Source organism: Butyrivibrio sp. XPD2002, assembly GCF_000423945.1.
Classification (GTDB): domain Bacteria; phylum Bacillota; class Clostridia; order Lachnospirales; family Lachnospiraceae; genus Butyrivibrio.
Map to the genome: position 1 here is coordinate 153,496 of NZ_KE384116.1, position 24,373 is coordinate 177,868.

Sequence of the window (24,373 nt, forward strand, 5' to 3'; positions counted from 1 at the left end):
GAACTGGAAGGAATAGATATGGTAATACTTGATCAGATGAAGGTCGAGCTTTCTAATCTCAGAGGTACTCTTGATGAGGTGACAGCTTCTCTTGACCTTGATTCAAAGAAAAAAATGATTGAAGAGTTGTCCCGTGAGATGGAAGAGCCTACTTTCTGGGATGACGCTGACAAAGCCAATAAGAAGACAAGAAATCTTAAGAACATGCAGGATCTTGTTGCTGAGGTAGAGGGTCTTCATAAACAGTATGATGACATGATGGATCTCATCGACCTTCAGAATGAAGAGGGTGTTGATGATGACGATATGGCAGCTGAGATCAGATCTGAGCTTGATCAGTTTGAAGATACTCTTGAGAAGATCCGTATCAGCAATCTTTTGAACGGACCTTACGATAAATATGATGTAATCCTCAGACTTAATGCAGGTGCAGGCGGAACAGAGGCTTGCGACTGGGCATCAATGCTTTACAGAATGTATACCAGATGGGCAGAGAGAAAGGGCTTCTCAACAGAGGTTCTTGACTACCTCGATGGTGATGAAGCAGGAATCAAGTCAGTTACATTCCAGATTTCAGGAACTAACGCTTACGGACTTCTTAAGTCAGAGCACGGTGTTCACAGACTTGTTCGTATCAGTCCTTTCAATGCACAGGCTAAGAGACAGACTTCATTCGTTTCCTGCGATATCATGCCTGATATTGAGGAAGATGTAGATGTCGACATCAATCCTGATGATCTCAGAATTGATACATACCGTTCAAGTGGTGCCGGTGGACAGCACATCAATAAGACATCATCTGCCGTACGTATCACACATATTCCTACAGGCGTCGTAGTTGCCTGCCAGAATGAGCGTTCTCAGTTCCAGAACAAGGACAAGGCTATGCAGATGCTCAAGGCAAAGCTCTTCATTATGAAACAGGAAGAGCAGGCAGCAAAGCTTGCAGGTATCAGAGGTGAGGTAATGGATAACGCCTGGGGAAGCCAGATCCGATCCTACGTTCTTCAGCCTTACACAATGGTTAATGATACACGTACAGGATTCAAGGCTTCCAACGCTGACGCAGTTCTTGATGGAGAACTTGATCCGTTTATCAATGCTTATCTTAAGTGGCTCGCTACAGGCGGTAAGCCGGTTGGCGACACTGAGGAAGAATAAATTTAAAAAAGTTGTTGACATAATATTTATGTTGTGTTAATGTATTCAAGGTCGTTATGACCAGCCGAAGACAGTAGGTGTCATTTGATGACGTAAGCTTAGCGCCTACCGAGGAAAAGTTTGATAAGACTTTTATGCCTCTCGTCTTCGAGAGGCTTTTTCTTTGGCGGTAAATTCTATAAGGAGGTAAAAAGATGGCAAAGGTTGAATTAAAACAGCCCGTAGTAAAAGAGATTTCTGAGAAAATTCAGAACGCTCAGGCACTTGTACTTGTAGATCACCGTGGTTTAACTGTTGCTGAGGACACAGAGCTTCGTAAAAAGCTTCGTGCCGAGAATGTCAGCTACAAGGTTTACAAAAATACGATGATGAACTTCGCATTCAAGGGTACAGACTTCGAGCAGCTTTCAGATCTTCTTAACGGACCTAGCGCACTCGCTATTTCTGAGACAGATCCTGCAGCTCCTGCACGTGTACTTGTTGAGTTCGCAAAGAAGGCAAAGGCACTTGAGGTCAAAGGTGGTGTGATCGAGGGTAAGCTGTATGACGCAGAGGCACTCAAGGAGATCGCAGCAATCCTTCCTAAGGATCAGTTGCTTTCCAAGTTGCTTGGTTCTATGCAGTCACCTATCGCAAACTTCGCTCGTGTGGTTAAGCAGATTGCAGAGAAGAAGGCAGAGGGCGGCGAGGCAGCTCCCGCAGAGGAAGCTCCTGCAGCAGAGACAGCTGAGGCTCCTGCTGAAGAGGCAGCAGCTACAACAGCTGAGTAATATTTAATTTTTAAAACGAAAACTAACTATTTTTAATGGAGGTAAATAATAATGGCAAAGTTATCCACAGCAGAGATTATCGATGCAATCAAAGAGTTATCAGTACTTGAACTCAACGACCTTGTAAAGGCTTGCGAGGAGGAGTTCGGTGTATCAGCAGCAGCAGGTGTTGTTGTAGCAGCAGCAGGCGGCGCAGCAGCAGGTGCTGAGGAAGAGAAGAGTGAGTTCAACGTAGAGCTTACAGAAGTTGGCCCTAACAAGGTTAAGGTTATCAAGGTTGTTCGTGAGATCACAGGTCTTGGACTTAAGGAAGCAAAGGATCTCGTAGACAACGCTCCTAAGATGATCAAGGAAGGCGCTTCTAAGGAAGAGGCTGATGACATCAAGGCTAAGGTTGAGGCTGAGGGTGCAAAGGTTACTCTTAAGTAATAACCGTCTTTATAGAGATTTACTGAGGGAGAGATGCGAAAGCATCTCTTCTTTTTTATTTTGTTTTTTTGAGCAAAAATAATACTTGACTTAAAAAAAAGCTTGTTGTAGAATGGATGATGCACTATTGTGGAGTGGTGGGCTTTTGCGCGCTTTTTTAGGTAGCGGTTGGCTTTACTACTAAATAAAAAATAAGAACGGGGTGAATGTCAATGGAAAAAAACAGATTGCATCCTAGTGGTACTGGTAAAAATGTACGTATGAGTTTCCAGCGCCAGAAGGAAGTCCTGGAGATGCCGAACCTGATTGAAGTTCAGAAGAACTCCTATCAATGGTTTCTTGACGAGGGTCTTAAAGAGGTCTTTAACGATATCTCTCCTATTGAGGATTACAGCGGTAAGCTGAGTCTTGAGTTTGTTGATTTTAAGCTTTGCGAAGATGAGATCGACAAGAACAAGAATACAATCGAGAAATGTAAAGAGAGAGATGCGACCTTCGCAGCACCTCTTAAGGTTATGGTTCGCCTTAATAATAAAGAGAGCGGAGAGATTGCTGAGCATGAGATTTTCATGGGTGATCTTCCTCTTATGACTGCAACCGGAACATTTGTTATCAACGGCGCGGAGCGAGTTATCGTCAGCCAGTTGGTTCGTTCCCCCGGTATCTATTATGATATAACTCGTGATAAGATCGGTAAGAAGCTGATCGCATGCACTGTTATTCCTAACCGTGGTGCATGGCTCGAGTATGAGACAGATTCATATGACGTATTCTATGTACGTGTTGACAGAACCAGAAAGGTACCTGTAACTGTACTTATTCGTGCACTTGGAATCGGTTCTAATGAAGAAATCGTTGACCTGTTTGGTGATGAGCCCAAGATCCAGGCTAGTTTTACTAAGGATCCCTCAACTGATTACCAGAGTGGTCTTCTTGAATTATACAAAAAGATTCGTCCCGGCGAACCTCTCAGCGTAGAGAGCGCAGAGAGCCTTATTACTGCTATGTTCTTCGATGCAAGAAGATATGATCTTGCTAAGGTTGGACGTTATAAGTTCAATAAGAAGCTTCACTTTAAGAACAGAATTAATAAGCAGATCCTTGCAGAGGACGTTATCGATGAGAACACAGGCGAGATGATCGCAGCAGCAGGCACTAAGGTTGACCGTGCACTTGCTACTGAGATTCAGAACGCTGGTATTCCTTATGTTCTTATTCAGGGTGAGGAGCGTAATATCAAGGTTCTTTCTAATATGATGGTTGATATTACAAGCTTCATCGATTGCAATCCTGAGGAACTTGGAATTACTGAGGATGTTTACTATCCTGCACTCAGAGATATCCTTACAGAGTGTGCTGATAAGGATCCTGAGAGCCTTGCTGATGTTATCAGAAAGAATGTAAACGAGCTTATTCCCAAGCACATTACTAAGGAAGATATTCTTGCTTCCATTAACTATAATATGCATCTTGAGTATGGTATCGGACATGATGACGATATCGATCACCTTGGAAACCGTCGTATCCGCTGCGTTGGTGAGCTTTTACAGAACCAGTACAGAATCGGTCTTTCAAGACTTGAGAGAGTTGTTCGTGAGAGAATGACAACACATGATGCTGATGAGATCTCTGCTCAGAGCCTTATCAACATTAAGCCTGTACAGGCTGCTGTTAAGGAGTTCTTCGGATCTTCACAGCTGTCACAGTTCATGGATCAGAATAACCCTCTTGGTGAGCTTACTCATAAGCGTCGTCTTTCAGCACTTGGTCCTGGTGGTCTTTCACGAGACAGAGCCGGATTCGAGGTTCGAGACGTACATTATACTCACTATGGACGCATGTGCCCTATCGAGACTCCTGAAGGTCCTAACATCGGACTTATCAACTCACTTGCAAGCTATGCAAGAGTTAACCAGTATGGTTTCGTAGAGGCTCCTTATCGTAAGGTAGATCGCACAGATCCTCAGAACCCTCGCGTAACTGATGAGGTTGAGTATCTTACAGCGGATGAAGAAGATAATTACCATGTAGCTCAGGCTAATACACCTCTTGATGAGCAGGGATATTTCAAGAAGAACAATGCTTCCGGTCGTTACAGAGAAGAGACTTCCGAGTATCCTAAGACCATGTTCGAGTACATGGACGTATCACCGAGAATGGTATTCTCAGTTGCTACAGCACTTATTCCTTTCCTTGAGAACGACGATGCTAACCGTGCTCTTATGGGATCAAACATGCAGCGTCAGGCAGTGCCGCTTCTTACAACAGAGGCTCCTGCAGTAGGAACAGGTATGGAGCACAAGGCAGCTGTTGACTCAGGTGTTTGTGTTGTTGCCAAGAAGGATGGTGTTATCGATTTCGTAGATAGCAAACTTATCCAGATGACATACGATGATGGTGAGAAGGAAGAGTATCACCTCATTAAGTTCCAGAGAAGTAACCAGAGTAACTGCTATAACCAGAGACCTATCGTCTTCAAGGGCGATCATGTTAAGGCTGGCGATGTTATCGCTGATGGTCCTTCAACATACATGGGTGAGCTTGGTCTTGGCAAGAACCCTCTTATCGGATTCATGACCTGGGAAGGTTATAACTACGAGGATGCTGTACTTCTCAGCGAGAGACTTGTTCGTGACGATGTCTTCACTTCTATTCATATTGAAGAGTACGAGGCAGAGGCACGTGAGACAAAGCTCGGACCTGAAGAGATCACAAGAGACGTTCCCGGTGTTGGTGACGAAGCTCTTAAGGACCTTGACGATCGCGGAATCATCCGTATCGGTGCAGAGGTTCGTGCAGGTGATATTCTTGTTGGTAAGGTTACTCCTAAGGGAGAGACAGAGCTTACAGCTGAAGAGAGACTCCTTCGTGCTATTTTCGGTGAAAAGGCACGTGAGGTTCGTGATACATCACTTAAGGTTCCTCACGGTGAGTATGGTATCGTTGTTGATGCCAAGGTATTCACAAGAGAGAACGGCGATGAGCTTAGCCCCGGTGTAAACCAGGCAGTTCGTATTTACATTGCACAGAAGAGAAAGATTTCAGTCGGCGATAAGATGGCTGGTCGTCACGGTAACAAGGGTGTCGTTTCCCGTGTACTTCCTATAGAAGATATGCCGTACCTGCCTAACGGTCGTCCTCTTGATATCGTACTTAATCCTCTGGGCGTGCCTTCTCGTATGAATATCGGACAGGTCCTTGAGATTCACCTTTCACTTGCTGCTAAGGCTCTTGGATTTAACATCGCTACACCTATTTTCGACGGTGCTAACGAGAAAGATATTCAGGCAACTCTTACTATGGCTAACGACTATGTAAACAGTACATGGGAAGAGTTTGAAGAGAAATATAAAGACAGCGTAGATCCCGATATCATGAAGTACCTTTATGATAACAGAGATCACAGAGAGCTTTGGAAGGGTGTTCCGATCCACACTGATGGTAAGGTTCAGCTTAGAGATGGTCGTACAGGTATTCCTTTCGATTCACCGACCACTATCGGACACATGCATTACCTGAAGCTCCATCACCTTGTTGATGATAAGATCCATGCACGTTCAACCGGCCCTTACTCATTGGTTACACAGCAGCCTCTTGGTGGTAAGGCACAGTTCGGTGGACAGCGTTTCGGAGAGATGGAAGTTTGGGCTCTTGAGGCTTATGGTGCAGCTTACACACTGCAGGAGATTCTGACAGTTAAGTCTGATGATGTTGTAGGACGTGTTAAGACATACGAAGCAATCATCAAGGGCGATAATATTCCTGAACCCGGAGTACCTGAATCCTTCAAGGTTCTTCTGAAGGAGCTCCAGTCACTTGGTCTGGATGTACGTGTACTTCGTGAGGATAATACCGAAGTTGAGATCATGGAGTCGGTTGATTACAGTGATTCTGACTACCGCTATGAAATTGAAGGTGAGGTAAACCGCGATATCGATCGTGAGAACCTTGCAGAGAATGGTTATCAGACACAGGCTTTCGATGAAGATGGCGAGCTTGTGACTGAGGATGACGAAGCAGCATACGAGGAAGAAGAGTTTGATGCTGCAGATGGTCTTGATGACAACTTTTAATTTGCGGTAATTAGTAACTGCAACCATGTAAACAACAGAAAAGAGGTTACGAATGTCTGATTCTACAATGAATAAAGCAATAAACGAAGCTTCCAGCGGAAGAACTTCATCAGCACCGACATATCAGCCGATGACATTTGATGCTATAAAGATTGGTCTCGCTTCTCCTGAGAAGATCAGAGAGTGGTCACATGGCGAAGTTTTAAAGCCTGAGACAATCAACTATCGTACACTTAAACCCGAGAGAGACGGTCTGTTCTGTGAGAAGATTTTTGGACCCACAAAGGACTGGGAATGTCACTGTGGTAAGTACAAGAAGATTCGTTACAGAGGCGTAATCTGCGACCGTTGCGGCGTTGAGGTAACAAAGAGCAGTGTTCGTCGTGAGCGTATGGGTCACATCGAGCTTGCAGCACCTGTATCACACATCTGGTATTTCAAGGGTATTCCCAGCCGTATGGGACTTATCCTTGACCTTTCACCCAGAGTACTTGAGAAGGTTCTGTACTTTGCTTCATATATAGTGCTTGATCCCGGTGAAACAAACCTGGAGTATAAGCAGGTACTTTCTGAGAAGGAGTACCAGGATGCACGCGAGGAGTGGGGCGGAAAGTTCCGTGCCGGAATCGGTGCTGAGGCTGTAAAAGAGCTCCTTATGAGCATTGATCTTGAAGCTGAATATCAGGAACTCAAGGAAGGTCTTGATACTTCAAGCGGACAGAAGAAGCAGCGTATCATCAAGAGACTCGAGGTTGTTGAGTCTTTCCGTGAGTCAGGAAATGATCCTTCATGGATGGTACTTGATTGCATTCCGGTAATTCCTCCGGATCTTCGTCCTATGGTACAGCTTGACGGTGGACGTTTTGCTACATCAGATCTTAACGATCTTTACCGTCGTATAATTAACAGAAATAATCGTCTTAAGAGACTTCTTGATCTTGGAGCTCCGGACATCATCGTTCGAAACGAGAAGCGTATGCTCCAGGAAGCAGTAGATGCTCTTATTGATAACGGAAGACGTGGAAGACCTGTTACAGGCCCCGGAAACCGTGCACTTAAATCACTTTCAGACATGCTTAAAGGTAAGGGCGGTCGTTTCCGTCAGAACCTTCTTGGTAAGCGTGTTGACTATTCAGGACGTTCAGTTATCGTCGTAGGTCCTGAGCTTAAGATTTACCAGTGTGGACTTCCTAAGGAAATGGCTATCGAGCTTTTCAAGCCCTTCGTTATGAAGGAACTTGTTTCCAGAGGAATCTCACAGAATATTAAGAATGCTAAGAAGCTTGTTGAGAGACTTGATGAGCAGGTATGGGACGTTCTCGAGGACGTTATCAAAGAGCATCCCGTTATGCTTAACCGTGCTCCCACGCTTCACAGACTTGGTATCCAGGCATTTGAGCCCATCCTTGTAGAAGGTAAGGCTATTAAGCTTCATCCGCTTGTATGTACACCTTTCAACGCGGACTTCGATGGAGACCAGATGGCTGTACACCTTCCTCTGTCAGTAGAGGCACAGGCAGAGAGCAGATTCCTTATGCTTGCTCCTAACAACCTGCTTAAGCCTTCAGACGGTGGCCCTGTTAACGTTCCTACACAGGATATGGTACTTGGTATCTACTATCTTACTCAGGAGCGCGAGGGTGCTAAGGGAGAAGGTAAGTTCTTCAAGAGCATTGACGAAGCAATCCTTGCTTATGAGAATGATTACATCACTCTTCAGTCAAAGATTAAGATCCGTGTAGAGCGTAAGGATGAGAACGGTGAGGATATTTCAGGTGTCGTTGAGTCAACACTCGGAAGATTCCTGTTCAACGAGTTCATTCCTCAGGATCTTGGATTTGTAGATCGCTCTGTACCGGAGAACAAGTTCAATCTTGAGATCGACTTCATGGTTGGTAAGAAGCAGCTGAAGAAGATCGTTACAAACATGATCAATACTCATGGTACATTTGCAACAGCAGAGGTACTTGATAAGATTAAGTCAACAGGTTATCACTACTCAACAAGAGCTGCTATGACAGTTTCAATCGCTGATATGACAGTTCCTCCGCAGAAGCAGGAGATGCTTGAAAAAGCTCAGGCAGTTGTTGATGAGATCGCAGTTAACTACCGCCGTGGTCTTATGACAGACGAAGAGCGTTATCGTCTTGTTGTTGAGACATGGATGGAGACAGATAAACAGCTTACAGAAGTTCTTCTTAAGGGACTTGATAAGTACAACAACATCCACATGATGGCAGATTCCGGTGCCCGTGGTAGTGATCAGCAGATCAAGCAGCTGGCCGGTATGCGTGGACTTATGGCTGATACAACAGGTCGTACAATCGAACTTCCTATCAAGTCAAACTTCCGTGAAGGTCTTGACGTTCTGGAGTATTTCATGTCAGCGCATGGTGCTCGTAAGGGTCTGTCCGATACAGCTCTTCGTACAGCCGATTCCGGATACCTGACACGTCGAATGGTTGACGTATCTCAGGAGCTTATCATCCGTGAGCTTGACTGTAGCGAAGGAAAGGCTACTATCCCCGGAATTACCGTTAAGGAATTCAAGGATGGTAAGGCAATGATCGAGCCTTTAGAGGATCGTATCACTGGAAGATATACATGTGAGGATATCAAGGACAAGGACGGCAACGTTATTGTTAAGAAGAATCACATCATCACACCCAGCCGTGCTAAGAGAGTTCTCAGCGAGGGTGTTAACAGTAAGGGTGAGCCGGTAACAGCAGTTAAGATCCGTACAATCCTTACATGCCGTTCACACATCGGTATCTGTGCTAAGTGCTATGGTGCTAACATGGCAACAGGTGAGCCCGTACAGGTTGGTGAGACAGTTGGTATCATCGCTGCTCAGTCAATCGGTGAGCCTGGTACACAGCTTACCATGAGAACATTCCATACCGGTGGTGTTGCCGGTGGAGATATCACACAGGGTCTTCCCCGTGTCGAGGAGCTTTTTGAGGCAAGAAAGCCTAAGGGACTTGCCATTATTTCAGAGCTTGATGGTACAGCTACCATTAAGGATACAAAGAAGAAGCGCGAGGTTATCATTACTAATGATGAGACCGGAGAGTCAAAGGCATATCTCATTCCTTACGGATCCAGAATCAAGGTTTTGGATAACGAACAGGTTGAGGCCGGTGATGAGCTTACAGAAGGTTCCGTAAATCCTCATGATCTTCTTAAGATCAAGGGTATCCGTGCAGTTCAGGATTATCTGCTCCGCGAGGTTCAGAGAGTTTATCGTCTGCAGGGTGTTGATATCTGCGATAAGCATATCGAGGTTATCGTTCGTCAGATGCTTAAGAAGGTTCGTATCGAGGAGAGTGGAGATACAAACTTCCTTCCCGGAACACTTGTTGATGTTCTTGATTTCGAGGACGACAACGAGAGACTTATAAGCGAAGGCAAAAAGCCCGCTGAAGGAAAGCAGGTAATTCTTGGTATTACCAAGGCAGCTCTTGCTACTAACTCATTCCTTTCAGCTGCATCCTTCCAGGAGACAACAAAGGTTCTTACCGATGCTGCCATCAAGGGTAAGGTTGATCCGCTTATCGGACTTAAGGAAAATGTTATTATCGGTAAGCTGATTCCTGCAGGTACAGGTATGAAGCGTTATCGTAACACAGCTCTTAACACAGACGCTAACTTCAAGGATCTCGACAAGCTGATCCTCAAGAAGAATCTTGATGACGATGATTTCATCGATGAGCTTGATTCAGATTTAGACGAAGTAGTCGTTACTGATGATGAGGAGTAAGACTTTTCGTAATTATGAAAAGTTCATAAAATAGTACGATTTTAAAACGATTGTGCTTGACAAGAAAATATTTAATACTTATACTTAAAAACTGTGCGACAAGCGAGAGGGGATAGTGTGCCCCTTTCGCTTGATGTATGTGTTGATTTTCAGATAGTTTCTATGTCAGAGAGCTGTCTGTTTATCATATATTGTTTTATCACTAAAATAGGAGGTAAAAGGAATGCCAACATTTAACCAGTTAGTTCGTAAAGGCCGTCAGACTTCTGAGAAGAAGTCAACAGCTCCTGCGCTTCAGAAAGGATTCAATTCCCTTCATAAGAAGGCAATTGATACTGCTTCACCGCAGAAGAGAGGCGTATGCACAGCTGTTAAGACTGCTACACCTAAGAAGCCTAACTCAGCTCTTAGAAAGATCGCCAGAGTACGTCTTTCTAACGGTATCGAGGTAACAAGCTATATCCCCGGCGAAGGTCACAACCTTCAGGAGCATAGCGTTGTTCTCATCCGTGGTGGAAGAGTTAAGGACCTGCCTGGTACAAGATATCACATTATCCGTGGAACTCTTGACACAGCAGGTGTTGCAGACCGTAAGCAGGCTCGCTCCAAGTACGGCGCAAAGAGACCTAAGGCTGCAAAGTAATTTAAGTAACTATCATAACAAGATCTAATTTTTTTAAGAGTGTTGGTGTTTCTTTTTCGTAATAAAAAGACCCGCACGTACACTAAAAATTAGTGAGTACCTATGATCTATAGTAAACAGATGAAGACTGACACTCATCTGCGATTCTAAAGGAGGGAAGAACCGTGCCGCGTAAAGGACATATTGTAAAACGTGACGTATTAGCGGATCCTTTATACGATAACAAGGTTGTAACAAAGCTTATCAACACAGTTATGCTTGATGGTAAGAAGGGTGTTGCACAGAAGATCGTATATGGTGCATTCGCACAGGTAGAGGAGAAGGCTGGAAAGCCTGCTCTTGAAGTATTCGAGGGTGCTATGAACAACATCATGCCCGCTCTCGAGGTAAAGGCTAGACGTATCGGTGGTGCTACATATCAGGTACCGATAGAGGTTCGTCCGGATAGACGTCAGGCCCTTGCACTTCGCTGGCTTGTAACATTTTCTCGTAACAGAGGCGAGAAGACCATGGTTGACAGACTTGCATCTGAGATTCTTGATGCATTCAACAACACTGGTGCATCTGTAAAGAGAAAAGAAGATATGCACAAGATGGCAGAAGCAAACAAGGCATTCTCACACTACAGATTCTAATTTATTTAGTTTTTGGTGTAAGAAACGTCGATTATTATTAGGAGGATAAACCTTTGGCTGAAAGACAATACCCATTGGAGAGAACCAGAAACATTGGTATTATGGCTCATATCGATGCCGGTAAGACTACACTTACAGAGCGTATTCTTTACTATACTGGTGTTAACTATAAGATTGGTGAGACCTATGAAGGTACTGCTACCATGGACTGGATGGAACAGGAGCAGGAGAGAGGTATCACAATCACATCTGCAGCTACAACATGCCATTGGACACTTCAGGAAAACGGAAAGGTTAAGCCCGGTGCACAGGAGCATCGTATCAACATTATCGACACTCCCGGCCACGTTGACTTTACCGTTGAGGTTGAGCGTTCACTTCGTGTACTTGATGGCGCTGTAGGCGTATTCAGTGCAAAAGAAGGCGTTGAGCCTCAGTCTGAGAACGTATGGCGTCAGGCTGATGGATTTAATGTTCCTCGTATGGCATTCATCAACAAGATGGATATCATTGGAGCAAACTATTTCGGAGCTGTTGAGCAGATCAGAAATAGACTTAAGAAAAATGCTATTATGATCGAAATCCCGATCGGAGCTGAGGATCAGTTCCAGGGTATTATCGACCTTTTTGAGATGCAGGCTTACATCTACAATGATGATAAGGGCGAAGATGTAACAATCGGCGAGATTCCTGCTGATCTAAAGGACGATGCAGAGCTTTATCGTAGTGAGCTCGTAGAGAAGATCTGCGACCTCGATGAAGATCTTATGATGAAGTACCTTGAGGGCGAGGAGCCTACAATGGAGGAGCTTAAGGCTGCTCTTCGTAAGGCTACTTGCGAGTGTAAGGCTTTCCCTGTATGCTGTGGTTCTGCACACAGAAACCGTGGTATCCAGAAGCTTATCGATGCTGTTATCGAGTTCATGCCTTCACCTATTGACATCCCTGCATGTAGCGGTACAGACATGGATGGCAACGAGGTTACAGTTGAGTCAACTGATGATGGCCCGTTCGCAGCTCTTGCATTCAAGATTGTCAGCGATCCTTTCGTAGGAAAGCTTGCATTCTTCCGCGTATATCGTGGTACAGCAAATTCTGGTTCTTATGTACTTAACAGTACTAAGGATACAAAGGAGCGTCTTGGACGTATCCTTCAGATGCACGCTAACAAGCGTTCAGATCTTGATAAGGTTTACTCAGGTGATATCGCTGCAGCTGTTGGTCTTAAGAACACAACTACAGGTGATACACTCTGTGATGAGAAGAACCCCGTAATCCTTGAGTCTATGGAGTTCCCGGATCCCGTTATCGAGCTTGCTATCGAGCCTAAGACTAAGGCTGGTCAGCAGAAGCTTGATGAAGCACTTCAGAAGCTTGCTGAAGAGGATCCTACATTCAGAGCACATACAAACTCTGAGACAGGTCAGACAATCATCGCTGGTATGGGTGAGCTTCACCTTGATATCATCGTTGACAGACTTCTTCGTGAGTACAAAGTAGAAGCTAACGTTGGTGCACCTCAGGTTGCATACAGAGAGGCTCTTCTTAACGCTTGCGATATCGAGAGTAAGTATGCTAAGCAGTCCGGTGGACGTGGTCAGTATGGTCACTGTAAGGTTCGTTTCGAGCCCATGGATGCCAACGGCGAGAATCTTTACCAGTTCGATAGCGAAGTTGTCGGCGGTTCTATTCCTAAGGAATACATCCAGCCTATCAGCGAAGGTATCGAGGAGGCTATGAAGGCCGGATCTCTTGGTGGATTCCCTGTTGTAGGTGTACATGCTACAGTTTATGACGGATCTTATCATGAAGTCGACTCTTCAGAAATGGCATTCCACATTGCTGGTTCAATGGCATTTAAGGATGCTATGGCTAAGGGAGGAATGGTTCTCCTTGAGCCCATCATGAAGGTTGAGGTTACTATGCCTGAGGAGTACATGGGTGATGTTATCGGTGACGTTAACTCACGTCGTGGACAGGTTGAAGGTATGGATGACCTTGGCGGCGGTAAGATCGTAAGAGCACATGTTCCGCTTGCTGAGATGTTCGGATATGCTACAGACCTTCGTTCAAGAACACAGGGTCGTGGTAACTACTCAATGTTCTTTGAGAAGTATGCTCCTGTTCCGAAGAACATTCAGGAAAAAGTACTTTCTAACAAAAATGCATAAATAAATTAAGGGCTGGCATCGATTTCTAACGAAATCATGCCATAAAGCCCTTGTTTATACTATTTAAGGCTTGATTTCAAGCCAAAATTCTAATATAATCGGTATAGTCGGTTATTATGAAAAAAAATGTTGATGTAACATTTTATTTAAGGAGGATATTTAAAAATGGCAAAAGCTAAGTTTGACAGAAGTAAGCCGCACGTAAACATTGGTACAATCGGACACGTTGACCATGGTAAGACAACTCTTACAGCAGCTATCACAACTGTTCTTGCAGACAGAGGATTCAGCCCTGCTGTTGCTTTCGATCAGATCGATAAGGCACCCGAAGAGAAAGAGCGTGGTATCACAATCAACTCTGCTCACATCGAGTATGAGACAGCTAACAGACACTACGCACACGTTGACTGCCCTGGCCACGCTGACTATGTAAAGAACATGATCACTGGTGCAGCTCAGATGGATGGTTCTATCCTCGTTGTTGCTGCTACTGATGGTGTTATGGCTCAGACAAAGGAGCACGTTCTTCTTGCTCGTCAGGTAGGCGTTCCTTACATCATCGTATTCATGAACAAGTGTGACATGGTTGACGATCCTGAGCTTCTTGACCTCGTTGAGATGGAGATCAGAGACCTTCTTACAGAGTATGAGTTCCCTGGCGATGATACACCTATCATCCGTGGTTCTGCTCTTAAGGCTCTTGAGGATCCTAAGTCTGAGTGGGGTGACAAGATTATGGAGCTTATGGATACAGTTGATTCTTACATCCCTGAACCTACTCGTGAGACAGATAAGCCTTTCCTTATGCCTGTTGAGGACGTATTCACAATCACAGGTCGTGGAACAGTTGCTACAGGTCGTGTAGAGAGAGGTCACCTCAACCTTAACGACGAAATCGAGATCGTTGGTATCAAGGAAGAGACATCTAAGTCAGTATGTACTGGTATCGAGATGTTCCGTAAGACAATGGATTACTGTGAAGCTGGTGATAACGTAGGTCTTCTTCTTCGTGGTGTAGACCGTGACGGTATCCAGAGAGGTCAGTGTATCACAAAGCCCGGTTCTGTAACTTGCCACAAGAAGTTCACAGCCGAGGTTTACGTTCTTACAAAGGACGAGGGTGGACGTCATACACCTTTCTTCAACAACTACAGACCTCAGTTCTACTTCAGAACAACTGACGTTACAGGTGTTTGCAACCTTCCCGAGGGAACAGAGATGTGCATGCCTGGTGACCACGTAACAATGTCTATCGAGCTTATCCACCCCATCGCTATGGAGCAGGGTCTTAAGTTCGCTATCCGTGAGGGTGGACGTACAGTTGGATCAGGTAAGGTTGCTACAATCGTAGAATAATTCTTACCCTAGCCTAGAGCTAAGCGCATATAATGCGATAAGAACAGCCACTGCAAGGTTTTCTTGCAGGTGGCTGTTTTTTATTGCGTTTTTAACTGCGTTTATTTTTTTATAATATTGAGAAAATATTGTAACGAATCTACGAAAAAGCGGACTAATATTATAAAATCAAATAAATGAGCCGGAAAGGAGGTATCCGTGGATTGAATATAAAAAGAATATGCGAAGAGTACTATCCACTTGTAATGGGATATCTTCTGACACTCACTAATGGAAACAGGGATCTGGCTGAAGACCTAACGCAGGAGACATTCTTGAGGGCTATCAAAAACATAAATACATTTAAAGGTGAATCCAAAGTTACAACCTGGCTTTGTCAGATTGCGAAATATACATTTTGGCAGCATCTTGATAAGAACAACAAGTTCAAGAATATACCTCTGGATGAGGTGGTAGAGGGTGCTTCAATTGAGTTAGTTGATGAATTATATATAAGAAAAGAAGAGAATGAGGCTCTATACAAGAGCATAGACAGCTTAGATAAGACAACGAAAGAAGTTGTGCTATATAGGATAAAGGGTGAACTATCCTTTAGAGAAATAGGAGAGTTATTCGGCAAAACCGAGAACTGGGCCAGGGTAACTTTTTATAGAGGTAAGGTGAAAATCGGAAAGGAGATGAATGGTTATGAGTAAGTTTGAATGTGAATTAGTAGCAGATCTCCTTCCGAGGTATATAGATAAAAAATGCACTCAGGAAACGACAGAATTTATCGAAGACCATATTAAGAGCTGTGAGGATTGCAGAGAATTATTTGAGGTGATGAATACAGAGATAATTGGTGCGACTGAAGACAAACCAGCTAAGCGGAGAAGACTGAGCGGTGGGATTAAGGTGCTGCTTGTAGTTTTGGGATATCTTGGAATAGTAATCGTTGCGCTGATGATTTTTTCATATAGTTTGATGAACGGGGTATTGTGATGGATGAGAAGATAACCCAGTGCGGAATTATAGAGGATCTGATACCTTCATACGTGGATGAGGTATTAAGTGATAGTGTGAATGATGCAGTAGAAAGCCATTTGAATGAATGCCCTAAGTGCCAGGAGGCGCTCCGGCAATATAAACTTAAGCTTCAAAATTCTCAGATGGAATCAGCAAAAACAGAGGCCGCTTTTGTAAAGAAGATGAAAAGTGCAAAGCATTATCTGATTGGAATGGCGATCGGGGCAGCGATTCCGATCGTGGCGTTCATAGGTTTTATAGTATATATTGTGATACTTACAGTGATAAACGGATAAGGGAGACAAGGCATGAAAAAAGGTTCAAAGATAGCAGTTGGGATTATAGCGGGCATAGTAATAGGCCTTATTACAGTTGTAGCGTTTATATTTGTTTTCATAATGCTGTTCTTTTTTGGTGGTCCGCCCAAGGTAACAAAGGGGGTGGATAAGTACGAGGAGACGATAAAAAAATATACTACTCTTCCAAATGGCAGAGTACGCACCGGTTTCTTCGTATTTCCGGAGACGATTCCTGCAAGTGCATTTGAACAGGAGGAGCAGCCGGAGTTCTATTTTTCATATCAGGATACTTGGGATGATCCTACCTGTGAAGTATACTTAAAGTGTGTATACTCTGATGCAGATTATGAGGCAGAGATAAATAGAATTAAAAACGAGCATAAGGCTTTTGGCGGGAATAACAAGGATGTGCTTTATGAGAATTCTGAGAGATTTAATCATCCTGTATATCTGGCTATAGATCATCACGATTTTTCCTATGAATATGCCATGGATTTGGGCGATAATAGTATTGCCTATATTTATACCGCTTATAAAAGCGATTTGAAGAGTATTAAGAAGATTCCGAAGGAATATCTCCCTACGGATTTTGAGGAGAGTCTGGACTTTGAGAACGGCTCCTATTGGGCCGAAGGTAACTATGATATATACGAATTACCTAATTCAACGCCTGAGCTTCATAATGGTGGGAGAGACTTTGGCAGGAATTAAACGGTAATATTTTTCTATAGATGATAGGGGGAATGTTAGGAATTGAAGGCTTTTTTACAGGGAAAAGAAGTAATTCAATATCTAGCGGAAATATACTATCAGCTTTATGTTGCACCGGGCATGGAAGGTGCTGAGGAGATGTATAAAGCGATAGTAAAGCGCGGTGAGAGTGCGTATGCAAAGGAGCTGACTCACTTTACTTTATCTGATCAGGACAAGATAGAAGTTGCCAATACCCCGGCAGGAGAGGTGAAGGTCGTGACGCTTCATGAGAGGCACGATTTTGAGATCTTTTTACAGATCATGGCTAACAGATGCGCGGTGCAGGAGATTCCTGCGACTCAGGGAGCGTCTATCATCGATGGCATTATAAACTGGCGAAGAATAGAGGCTCATAGGGATGAGTTCATAAAAAAGGAGCTTGAAAAGGGCGTAGATGAACCCGACTGGAGCGCAGAATTTAGCAGGTTTACGGCGGATAAGAGTAATTATCTCGATGCTATAATCGTGCTGTCTGTGGGCCCTTATAGTGGTATCATCGCAGCAAAAGTGGATATGTCTGATGATGAGTGGCTTGGTTATTCGGACACTATCCGTAAGTACCATGAGTGCACTCACTTTATTTGTCGTAGATTGTATCGTGAAAAGATTGATCCTATCTGGGATGAGATTGTGGCGGATGCTGTTGGAATCTTTGCTGCCTTTGGAAGATATGATGCGAAGATGGCGGAGCTGTTTTTAGGGATAGATGAGAATGACTACCGCGGCGGCAGGCTTGAAAACTATGTGGACGTTGATAAATCGGACACCGCTCTCTGGGAAAATGAGATGGAGAAGGTATCAAAGCAGGTGCACGGCACCATTATGCAATTTTCAGAGATGATAGAGAAGAGTAAGCTGTCTGATCCATTCGAGATAGCGATTATGCTAGAGGAAAGCAAATAAAAAGTCATTGACACGCTGGTCTATTGTGTGTAGACTATAATTACAAAGTCGATAGTGAATAGACCAAAAAGGAGGCTGTCATGGCGGTAGAATTAGGGGAAGTCCAGATGCAGTTTGCCAAGCTTATATGGGAGAAGGAGCCGGTTGGTTCCGGAGAGCTTGTGAAAATGTGCGCGGATGAATTCGGGTGGAAGAAATCAACCACCTATACGGTTCTTAAGAAGCTCTGTGAGAAGGGCTTGTTTCAAAATGTGGATGGCGTGGTCACGTCCATGATTTCCGAGGGAGAATTTTATACCAGGAAAAGTGAGGAGTTTGTGGAGGAGACCTTTGGAGGCTCTCTTCCCGCTTTTCTTGCAGCGTTTACATCAAGGCAGAAGCTCTCTAAAAAGGAGCTCGCTGAGATTAAGAAGATAATCGATAACGCGAAGGAATGAGACAGGCATAGTAAGGCGGAGGAAAATGTATGGGGACTATTTTTATAAAGGTTATTGAAATGAGCATAGCAGCCGCATTTCTGATGGCTGCGGTTATTCTTCTTAGATTTCCGCTTAAGAAGGCGCCCAAGTGGTTTATGGGCGTTCTGTGGGCTATAGTTGCGCTGAGGTTGGCGCTCCCTTTTCAGATCGAGACGAAGCTTGGCGTTATGCCGAATATCGCCGGAGTGATCGAAGGCTACTTTAATGAGAGCGGAATCACAAACGCAGCTACTTCTGTTACGAATCACATTTATACACCTGACTCAAATGTGGGCTATGTGGCTGAATTTGAGCCGAATACTTCTGTTGATGCTGATGAAGAGATAATAGATTATCTTCCAAATGAGGAGATCATCACGACCACTATAGCAGACGGAAGCATGAGCAACCTGGCCGACAGGAAGGATCTGTTTATCAGATTTCAGATGATATGGCTGTTTGGTCTTATGGTGGTTATCGCATACGCTGTTTTCAGCTACATCTCTATATGGAAAAAGACCAGAGCTTCAATAAAAATGGGTGGTAATGATAGGGTTTTCATCTGCGATGAGATTGATACACCTTTCATATTGGGAATAGTAAGGCCGTCAATCTATCTGCCCTCGGGTCTTGATGATGAGACTAGAAGAAATGTCCTTGCCCATGAAAAGGCTCACATCAGAAGGGGAGACCATCTTCGCAAGCAGTTTGGATTCGTTCTTCTGGCAGTGCACTGGTTCAATCCGCTTGTGTGGGTTTCATATATGCTGTTTTGCAAGGATATCGAGCTTGCCTGCGATGAGCGCGTAATAAGTCACATGTCTCTGGATGAAAAGAAGTCCTATGCCAATTCGCTCCTTCTTTGCAGTACGCATCAGAAGCTTATTCTGGCGTATCCGCTGGCTTTTGGTGAGGTCGGAGTAGGAACGAGAGTAAAGCAGATTTTCAATTATAAAAAGCCTACCTTCTGGCTTTTGGTGCTTCTTGTGATGATAAGTGGTGCGCTGTCAGCGTGCTTCCTTACAAGCTCAGCAGATACTGATGGGGCTGCGCAGGATTCGGTTACAGCAGAGGGGCAGGATAAGAATGGAATAGATGAAAATACAACAGACGAGAGTCAAACAGATGCGGATATTCACGTTACCATGCCGGATGCTGAGAGTGATGGTTCCGAGCAGACTTCAGAGGATGCCGAAAGTAACAGCTCCAGTCATGTATTCAAATCAACTCCTCAGGATGCGCTTCTTGGACAGTGGGGTACCTGTTTCATCGACAGAAACGTTGATGGTATAATCGAGAATTCCACAGAGTTTGTCCAGAAAAAGCTTATCAGTGAGGGTGTTCTTTCCATGGACGAGGATGGCACATACTTTGGATGGTCAAGTCCCTGGCCGGATTCACTCTCTGATAATAAAGGTCAGCCAATCTCGGTTTCGTATTTTCTTAATGATGAGGAAAAGACTGAGGCGGTCATACATTACTACGCGACAGATTCAGAGCCTCATGTGTATGTATGGATCGAGAAGATCAAGGTGGACCAGGATGAAAACGGTGACTACAAGGTTACTGAGGAGCACCTTGATATGTACGACAGTATTGATACCTTTAAAGACTTGGAGGACGCGTACTTTAGCCACAGCATGGATAATGAGGCGATTGACTACACCAAAAACGGCTTTGGCGAATATTTAAATGACCATGCAAAGACAGATCCGGACGGCCTTTACAGCATGTATTTTGACCCGGTAGAATCCGCAAAGTATCTGCTTAATCTTTCTGATGATGAGTCAAAGGTTGTCGTGGCAAAATCAGAGGATAAGGATAACGGCACAGTTGTATCCATCAAATTTGTTAAAGAGAGCAAGTTCATGGATATTCTGATGGTTAAGCCATGGGGCGAGGATGGTATATTTGTTCCTCAGATGAAGATGCCTGCAGGCTCCTATGGCGAAAGAAATTATGAGCTACTGGATGATACAACAGGAAGTCTGCCTGATGATGAAACCAGCTATCAGATAGCAGATGATTCCGAGAACGATTATCTTGCAGGTAATGAAGGCCCCGGGAATTTGTTGTATACTGAAGAGACCGAGGCAAAAATCGGTACCTTACCTTTTTCAGATGATACCTCATACTTCGAGGATATCCATAAGGATAAATCCACGGTAGATGGCTACTATAAGGAAGTCGATCCTGATGGAGATAAAAAGAAAGATAAGGAAAAGGTTATCGATCTTGAAGATTAGGGAGATGCAACAACCGACATCGTAATAAAAAAGAATCTAGGAGTAAGTTAAGTGAGAGCAGTTGTAACAAGAGTTTTATCAGCATCAGTAACGATTGACGGCAACAAGGTTGCAGATATAGGAAAAGGATTCCTGGTTCTTCTGGGAGTCCACACCAGTGACACTGAGGCTGAAGCAAAAAAGATCGCAGACAGAATCTGCGGTCTTAGAGTTTTCGAAGATGAAAATGGAAAGATGAATATTGGTCCAAAGGACGCGGGAGCTAAGCTCCTTATAGTGAGTCAGTTCACACTTTATGCTGACTGCAAGTCCAGAAGACCAGGATTTACGGAAGCAGCAAGGCCTGAGATTTCAGAGCCTCTCTACGAGCTTGTGGTAGCTGAGTGCAGAGAGCGCGGCTTCGAGGTACAGACAGGAGAGTTCGGCGCCGACATGAAGGTGGAGTCAGTGAATGATGGCCCTGTTACGTTACTCCTTGACACAGCGGAACTGGGATCTAAATAAAACAGCTTTCTAAAAGAATGGCCCATATAATTTTTATGCTGATTATACGCTAAGCGTAACAGAAGCAGAAAAATTATATGGGCTATTTAAATGGAAAGCGTCGGTTTACTTATAATCCCTGGCCGCCTTTACGAAGCCTGCGAAAAGCGGGTGCGGATTGTTAGGACGGGACTTGAATTCGGGATGAGCCTGAGTTGCAATGTAGAATGTGTTCTCAGGATACTCGATCATCTCAACGATACGGTTATCGGGAGACAGGCCGCAAAGCTTAAGGCCGTGCTCTTTTAATGCATCCCTGTAATCGTTGTTAACTTCATAGCGATGACGATGACGCTCTGTTATATGCTCGTTCTGATAGAGAGAATATGCCAGGGTGTCTTTTTCTAATGTGCAGGGATATGAGCCAAGTCTCAGTGTACCGCCGAGGTCCTCGCCTGTTGTGTGATCAGGTAAAAGAGCGATGAGCGGGTGAGTGGTTCCTGCATCGAACTCAATTGAATGAGCATCATCATATCCTAAAACGTTTCTTGCAAATTCGATTATTGCGAGCTGCATTCCAAGGCAGATGCCGAGGAAAGGAATCTTGTTTTCTCTTGCGTATTTGATGCAGGTGATCATTCCTTCGATTCCGCGATCGCCGAAGCCGCCGGGAACGATGACACCGTTAACATCTGCTAACGCTTCTTCTACATTCTCATCAGTAATAGTTTCTGAATCAATCCACTTTATCTTAACTTCTCTTTTAGCAGCGATTCCGCCGTGCTTTAATGCTTCCACAACGCTAAGGTATGCATCGTGAAGCTGAGTGTATTTTCCGACAAGAGCGATGTTGACAGTCTCCTCAAGAGAGTAGAGAGTGTCTACCATGTGTTGCCAGTCGTCCAGATCAGGCTCTTTGCATTCGAGGTTCAGGCACTCGAGAGCAACCTCTGCCAGGTGCTCCTTCTCCATTGCAAGGGGAGCCTCATATAAGTATTTAAGGTCAAGGTTGTTAAGTACGTTTTTGCTGGGAACGTTACAGAAAAGAGAGATCTTTTCCTTGGTCTCCTTATCAAGCTCGACTTCGCTTCTGCAGACGATTACGTCAGGCTGAAGACCCATTCCCTGGAGAGTCTTAACTGCCATCTGTGTGGGCTTGGTCTTGATCTCCTGAGAGCAGCGAAGATATGGAATAAGGGATACGAGGATGATCATTGCATTTTCATGTCCTACCTCGTGCTGGAACTGCCTGATTGACTCAAGGAAGGGCTGAGACTCGATGTCACCTACGGTTCCGCCGACCTCGATGATTGCGATATGTGTGTCGTCGTTCTCGTAGTTTCGATAAAAACGACCTTTTATCTCATCTGTTATGTGGGGTATAACTTGGACAGTATGTCCGCCGTAATCTCCACGTCTTTCTTTGTGAAGTACTGACCAGTAGATTTTACCTGTGGTCACGTTAGAATTCTTATCGAGGCTCTCATCGATGAAGCGCTCGTAGTGTCCAAGATCCAGGTCGGTTTCTGTTCCGTCCTCGGTAACGAAAACCTCACCATGCTGAATGGGATTCATGGTGCCGGGATCCATGTTGATATATGGATCAAATTTTTGCATGGTAACTTTGTAGCCTCTGGCCTTTAAAAGTCTTCCCAGTGAAGCAGCAGTGATTCCTTTTCCTAATCCTGATACAACTCCGCCCATAACAAAAACATATTTTACAGACATATAACCTCCTAAAAATAAAAAAGGCGCAAAACAGTGAGAGGTAGCCCTACTGTTTTGGCGCCATTGCCTTTACTAACCTATGTTAGTTTTTTTTAGAAATGATGTCAATACTTTTGGGGGCATAAATAAGGTAATATTAATTCTGTTATCTTGACACGGGAAAATACATAGTTTAAATTAATTGAGTTAAGGCAAAGGCGTCTTGGACATTGGTTCAAGGCGCCCTTTTTTACGACTTTTTGGATTTTGTGAAAGGAGCATTATGGCAAAGGTTAATGATAATTATTTGAAGCTTCCAGGAAGCTATCTGTTTTCTACAATAGGAAAAAAGGTTAAGGAATTTTCAGAGAAGAATCCTGATAAAGAGATAATAAGACTTGGTATCGGTGACGTTACACAGCCCCTTGCGCCTGCGGTTATCGACGCTCTTCATAAGGCTGTAGATGAGATGGGAAATGCTGATTCCTTCATGGGTTATGCTCCTGATCTTGGTTATTCATTTTTAAGAGAGGTTATCTCTGAAAAGGACTTCAAGGCACGTGGATGTGATATTGAAGCTGATGAGATTTTCGTATCAGACGGTGCTAAAAGTGACTGCGGAAATATCCAGGAGATCTTCGGACTTGATAACAGGATTGCGGTTTGCGACCCCGTGTATCCTGTGTATGTTGATTCCAACGTTATGGCAGGAAGAACCGGTGAGTATGATCCCCAGCTTGAGCGCTTCAAGGATGTTATCTATATGAAGTGCACCAAGGAGAACGGCTTTACACCTGATATTCCGAGCGAGGTTCCGGATCTTATTTATCTGTGCTTCCCGAACAACCCCACAGGTGCGGTTATGAAAAAGGAACAGCTCCAGGAGTGGGTAGACTATGCTAACAAGCATGACTCAGTTATCCTCTATGATGCTGCTTATGAGTCATACATTTCAGAGGCTGATGTTCCACACAGCATCTACGAGTGCGAGGGTGCAAGGGACTGCGCAATCGAGTTCAGATCATTTTCAAAAACAGCAGGCTTCACAGGACTCAGACTTGGATACACTGTTATCCCTAAGAGCTTGAAAACCGGCGGCGTTGACCTCTGGCCTTTGTGGGCAAGAAGACATGGAACCAAGTATAATGGTGCCCCATATATTGTACAGCGAGCTGGAGAGGCAGTTTATTCTGCAGAGGGAAGAAAGCAGGTTGAGGAGCAGATCGCATACTACATGCAGAATGCGAAGATCATCAGCGAGGGTCTTAAGGACGCAGGCTTTGAAGCATACGGCGGAGTGAACGCACCTTACATCTGGATGAAGACACCTGACAATATGACAAGCTGGGAGTTCTTTGATTATCTCCTTGAAAAGGGCAATGTGGTTGGTACACCCGGATCAGGCTTTGGACCTTCAGGTGAGCACTACTTCAGACTCACAGCCTTTGGCAGCAGAGAGAACACTGAAAGAGCTATCGAACGCATAAAGACTTTATGATAAAATGGATTTAAATCATTTTT

At 44.3% G+C, this 24,373-nt stretch carries 19 protein-coding genes and 1 other annotated feature; of the genes, 18 read left to right on the top strand and 1 reads right to left on the bottom strand.

What is annotated here, in order from left to right:
• The first annotated feature begins 18 nt into the window (after nt 1-18).
• From prfB to dtd, 17 genes are all read left to right on the top strand, one after another.
• A complete protein-coding gene (gene prfB, locus G587_RS0119320) occupies nt 19-1,161 on the top strand; it encodes a peptide chain release factor 2 (RefSeq protein ID WP_026493586.1) in 1,143 nt (380 codons plus the stop codon).
• Nucleotides 1,162-1,207: 46 nt separating this feature from the next.
• Nucleotides 1,208-1,332 (top strand) — a sequence feature (ribosomal protein L10 leader region).
• Between the two features lie 23 nt (nt 1,333-1,355).
• Nucleotides 1,356-1,931: a 50S ribosomal protein L10 gene (gene rplJ, locus G587_RS0119325; protein ID WP_026493587.1), complete on the top strand. Its 576-nt coding sequence runs from the start codon at nt 1,356-1,358 to the stop codon at nt 1,929-1,931.
• Nucleotides 1,932-1,982: 51 nt separating this feature from the next.
• Nucleotides 1,983-2,360, top strand: coding sequence for a 50S ribosomal protein L7/L12 (gene rplL / locus G587_RS0119330; RefSeq protein ID WP_022760814.1), 378 nt, complete (start codon nt 1,983-1,985; stop codon nt 2,358-2,360).
• Nucleotides 2,361-2,572: 212 nt separating this feature from the next.
• A complete protein-coding gene (rpoB, locus tag G587_RS0119335) occupies nt 2,573-6,433 on the top strand; it encodes a DNA-directed RNA polymerase subunit beta (RefSeq protein WP_026493588.1) in 3,861 nt (1,286 codons plus the stop codon).
• Between the two features lie 67 nt (nt 6,434-6,500).
• Nucleotides 6,501-10,193: a DNA-directed RNA polymerase subunit beta' gene (gene rpoC, locus G587_RS0119340; RefSeq protein ID WP_051201176.1), complete on the top strand. Its 3,693-nt coding sequence runs from the start codon at nt 6,501-6,503 to the stop codon at nt 10,191-10,193.
• A 223-nt stretch (nt 10,194-10,416) separates the two neighbouring features.
• Nucleotides 10,417-10,836: a 30S ribosomal protein S12 gene (gene rpsL, locus G587_RS0119345; RefSeq protein ID WP_026493590.1), complete on the top strand. Its 420-nt coding sequence runs from the start codon at nt 10,417-10,419 to the stop codon at nt 10,834-10,836.
• Nucleotides 10,837-11,000: 164 nt separating this feature from the next.
• Nucleotides 11,001-11,471 (top strand): 30S ribosomal protein S7, encoded by a 471-nt coding sequence (gene rpsG / locus G587_RS0119350; protein ID WP_022760818.1) that lies wholly within the window; start codon nt 11,001-11,003, stop codon nt 11,469-11,471.
• Between the two features lie 53 nt (nt 11,472-11,524).
• On the top strand, nt 11,525-13,642 hold the full coding sequence (gene fusA, locus G587_RS0119355) for an elongation factor G (RefSeq protein WP_026493591.1): 2,118 nt from the start codon (nt 11,525-11,527) through the stop codon (nt 13,640-13,642).
• A gap of 165 nt (nt 13,643-13,807) precedes the next feature.
• The gene (tuf, locus tag G587_RS0119360) at nt 13,808-14,998 is read left to right on the top strand and encodes an elongation factor Tu (RefSeq protein ID WP_026493592.1); all 1,191 of its coding nucleotides are present in this window, start codon (nt 13,808-13,810) and stop codon (nt 14,996-14,998) included.
• 203 nt (nt 14,999-15,201) lie between these two features.
• On the top strand, nt 15,202-15,693 hold the full coding sequence (locus G587_RS0119365) for an RNA polymerase sigma factor (protein WP_051201168.1): 492 nt from the start codon (nt 15,202-15,204) through the stop codon (nt 15,691-15,693).
• Nucleotides 15,686-15,979 carry a zf-HC2 domain-containing protein gene (locus G587_RS24790; RefSeq protein ID WP_051201169.1) on the top strand — a complete coding sequence of 98 codons (294 nt, stop codon included), beginning with the start codon at nt 15,686-15,688 and terminating at the stop codon, nt 15,977-15,979. The genes G587_RS0119365 and G587_RS24790 overlap by 8 nt, the downstream gene beginning before the upstream one ends.
• Nucleotides 15,979-16,299, top strand: a complete 321-nt coding sequence (locus G587_RS0119375) for a zf-HC2 domain-containing protein (RefSeq protein WP_026493594.1) — start codon at nt 15,979-15,981, stop codon at nt 16,297-16,299. The genes G587_RS24790 and G587_RS0119375 overlap by 1 nt, the downstream gene beginning before the upstream one ends.
• A 12-nt stretch (nt 16,300-16,311) precedes the next feature.
• On the top strand, nt 16,312-17,013 hold the full coding sequence (locus tag G587_RS0119380; protein WP_026493595.1) for a hypothetical protein: 702 nt from the start codon (nt 16,312-16,314) through the stop codon (nt 17,011-17,013).
• Between the two features lie 42 nt (nt 17,014-17,055).
• Nucleotides 17,056-17,958 carry a DUF7005 family protein gene (locus tag G587_RS0119385; protein ID WP_026493596.1) on the top strand — a complete coding sequence of 301 codons (903 nt, stop codon included), beginning with the start codon at nt 17,056-17,058 and terminating at the stop codon, nt 17,956-17,958.
• 80 nt (nt 17,959-18,038) lie between these two features.
• On the top strand, nt 18,039-18,395 hold the full coding sequence (locus G587_RS0119390; RefSeq protein WP_026493597.1) for a BlaI/MecI/CopY family transcriptional regulator: 357 nt from the start codon (nt 18,039-18,041) through the stop codon (nt 18,393-18,395).
• 29 nt (nt 18,396-18,424) lie between these two features.
• A complete protein-coding gene (locus G587_RS24795; RefSeq protein WP_051201170.1) occupies nt 18,425-20,662 on the top strand; it encodes a M56 family metallopeptidase in 2,238 nt (745 codons plus the stop codon).
• Nucleotides 20,663-20,713: 51 nt separating this feature from the next.
• Nucleotides 20,714-21,166, top strand: coding sequence for a D-aminoacyl-tRNA deacylase (gene dtd, locus G587_RS0119400; RefSeq protein ID WP_026493598.1), 453 nt, complete (start codon nt 20,714-20,716; stop codon nt 21,164-21,166).
• 105 nt (nt 21,167-21,271) lie between these two features.
• Here the strand turns inward: dtd and G587_RS0119405 are convergent, their stop codons facing one another.
• Entirely contained in the window at nt 21,272-22,873 is a 1,602-nt protein-coding gene (locus G587_RS0119405) for a CTP synthase (RefSeq protein WP_026493599.1), read from the bottom strand.
• A gap of 262 nt (nt 22,874-23,135) precedes the next feature.
• On the opposite strand from G587_RS0119405, the gene G587_RS0119410 reads away from it, so the two are divergent.
• A complete protein-coding gene (locus G587_RS0119410) occupies nt 23,136-24,350 on the top strand; it encodes an LL-diaminopimelate aminotransferase (RefSeq protein WP_026493600.1) in 1,215 nt (404 codons plus the stop codon).
• Nucleotides 24,351-24,373 lie beyond the last annotated feature (23 nt).

Bases quoted from the DNA above. Each gene is read 5' to 3' on its own strand.
- G587_RS0119390 (WP_026493597.1), top strand. From the start codon at position 18,039: ATGGCGGTAGAATTAGGGGAAGTCCAGATGCAGTTTGCCAAGCTTATA.
- G587_RS0119375 (WP_026493594.1), top strand. From the start codon at position 15,979: ATGGATGAGAAGATAACCCAGTGCGGAATTATAGAGGATCTGATACCT.
- G587_RS0119410 (WP_026493600.1), top strand. From the start codon at position 23,136: ATGGCAAAGGTTAATGATAATTATTTGAAGCTTCCAGGAAGCTATCTG.
- rplJ (WP_026493587.1), top strand. From the start codon at position 1,356: ATGGCAAAGGTTGAATTAAAACAGCCCGTAGTAAAAGAGATTTCTGAG.
- G587_RS24790 (WP_051201169.1), top strand. From the start codon at position 15,686: ATGAGTAAGTTTGAATGTGAATTAGTAGCAGATCTCCTTCCGAGGTAT.
- prfB (WP_026493586.1), top strand. From the start codon at position 19: ATGGTAATACTTGATCAGATGAAGGTCGAGCTTTCTAATCTCAGAGGT.
- rpsL (WP_026493590.1), top strand. From the start codon at position 10,417: ATGCCAACATTTAACCAGTTAGTTCGTAAAGGCCGTCAGACTTCTGAG.
- G587_RS0119380 (WP_026493595.1), top strand. From the start codon at position 16,312: ATGAAAAAAGGTTCAAAGATAGCAGTTGGGATTATAGCGGGCATAGTA.
- G587_RS0119405 (WP_026493599.1), bottom strand. From the start codon at position 22,873: ATGTCTGTAAAATATGTTTTTGTTATGGGCGGAGTTGTATCAGGATTA.
- tuf (WP_026493592.1), top strand. From the start codon at position 13,808: ATGGCAAAAGCTAAGTTTGACAGAAGTAAGCCGCACGTAAACATTGGT.
- rplL (WP_022760814.1), top strand. From the start codon at position 1,983: ATGGCAAAGTTATCCACAGCAGAGATTATCGATGCAATCAAAGAGTTA.
- rpoC (WP_051201176.1), top strand. From the start codon at position 6,501: ATGAATAAAGCAATAAACGAAGCTTCCAGCGGAAGAACTTCATCAGCA.
- rpoB (WP_026493588.1), top strand. From the start codon at position 2,573: ATGGAAAAAAACAGATTGCATCCTAGTGGTACTGGTAAAAATGTACGT.
- G587_RS24795 (WP_051201170.1), top strand. From the start codon at position 18,425: ATGGGGACTATTTTTATAAAGGTTATTGAAATGAGCATAGCAGCCGCA.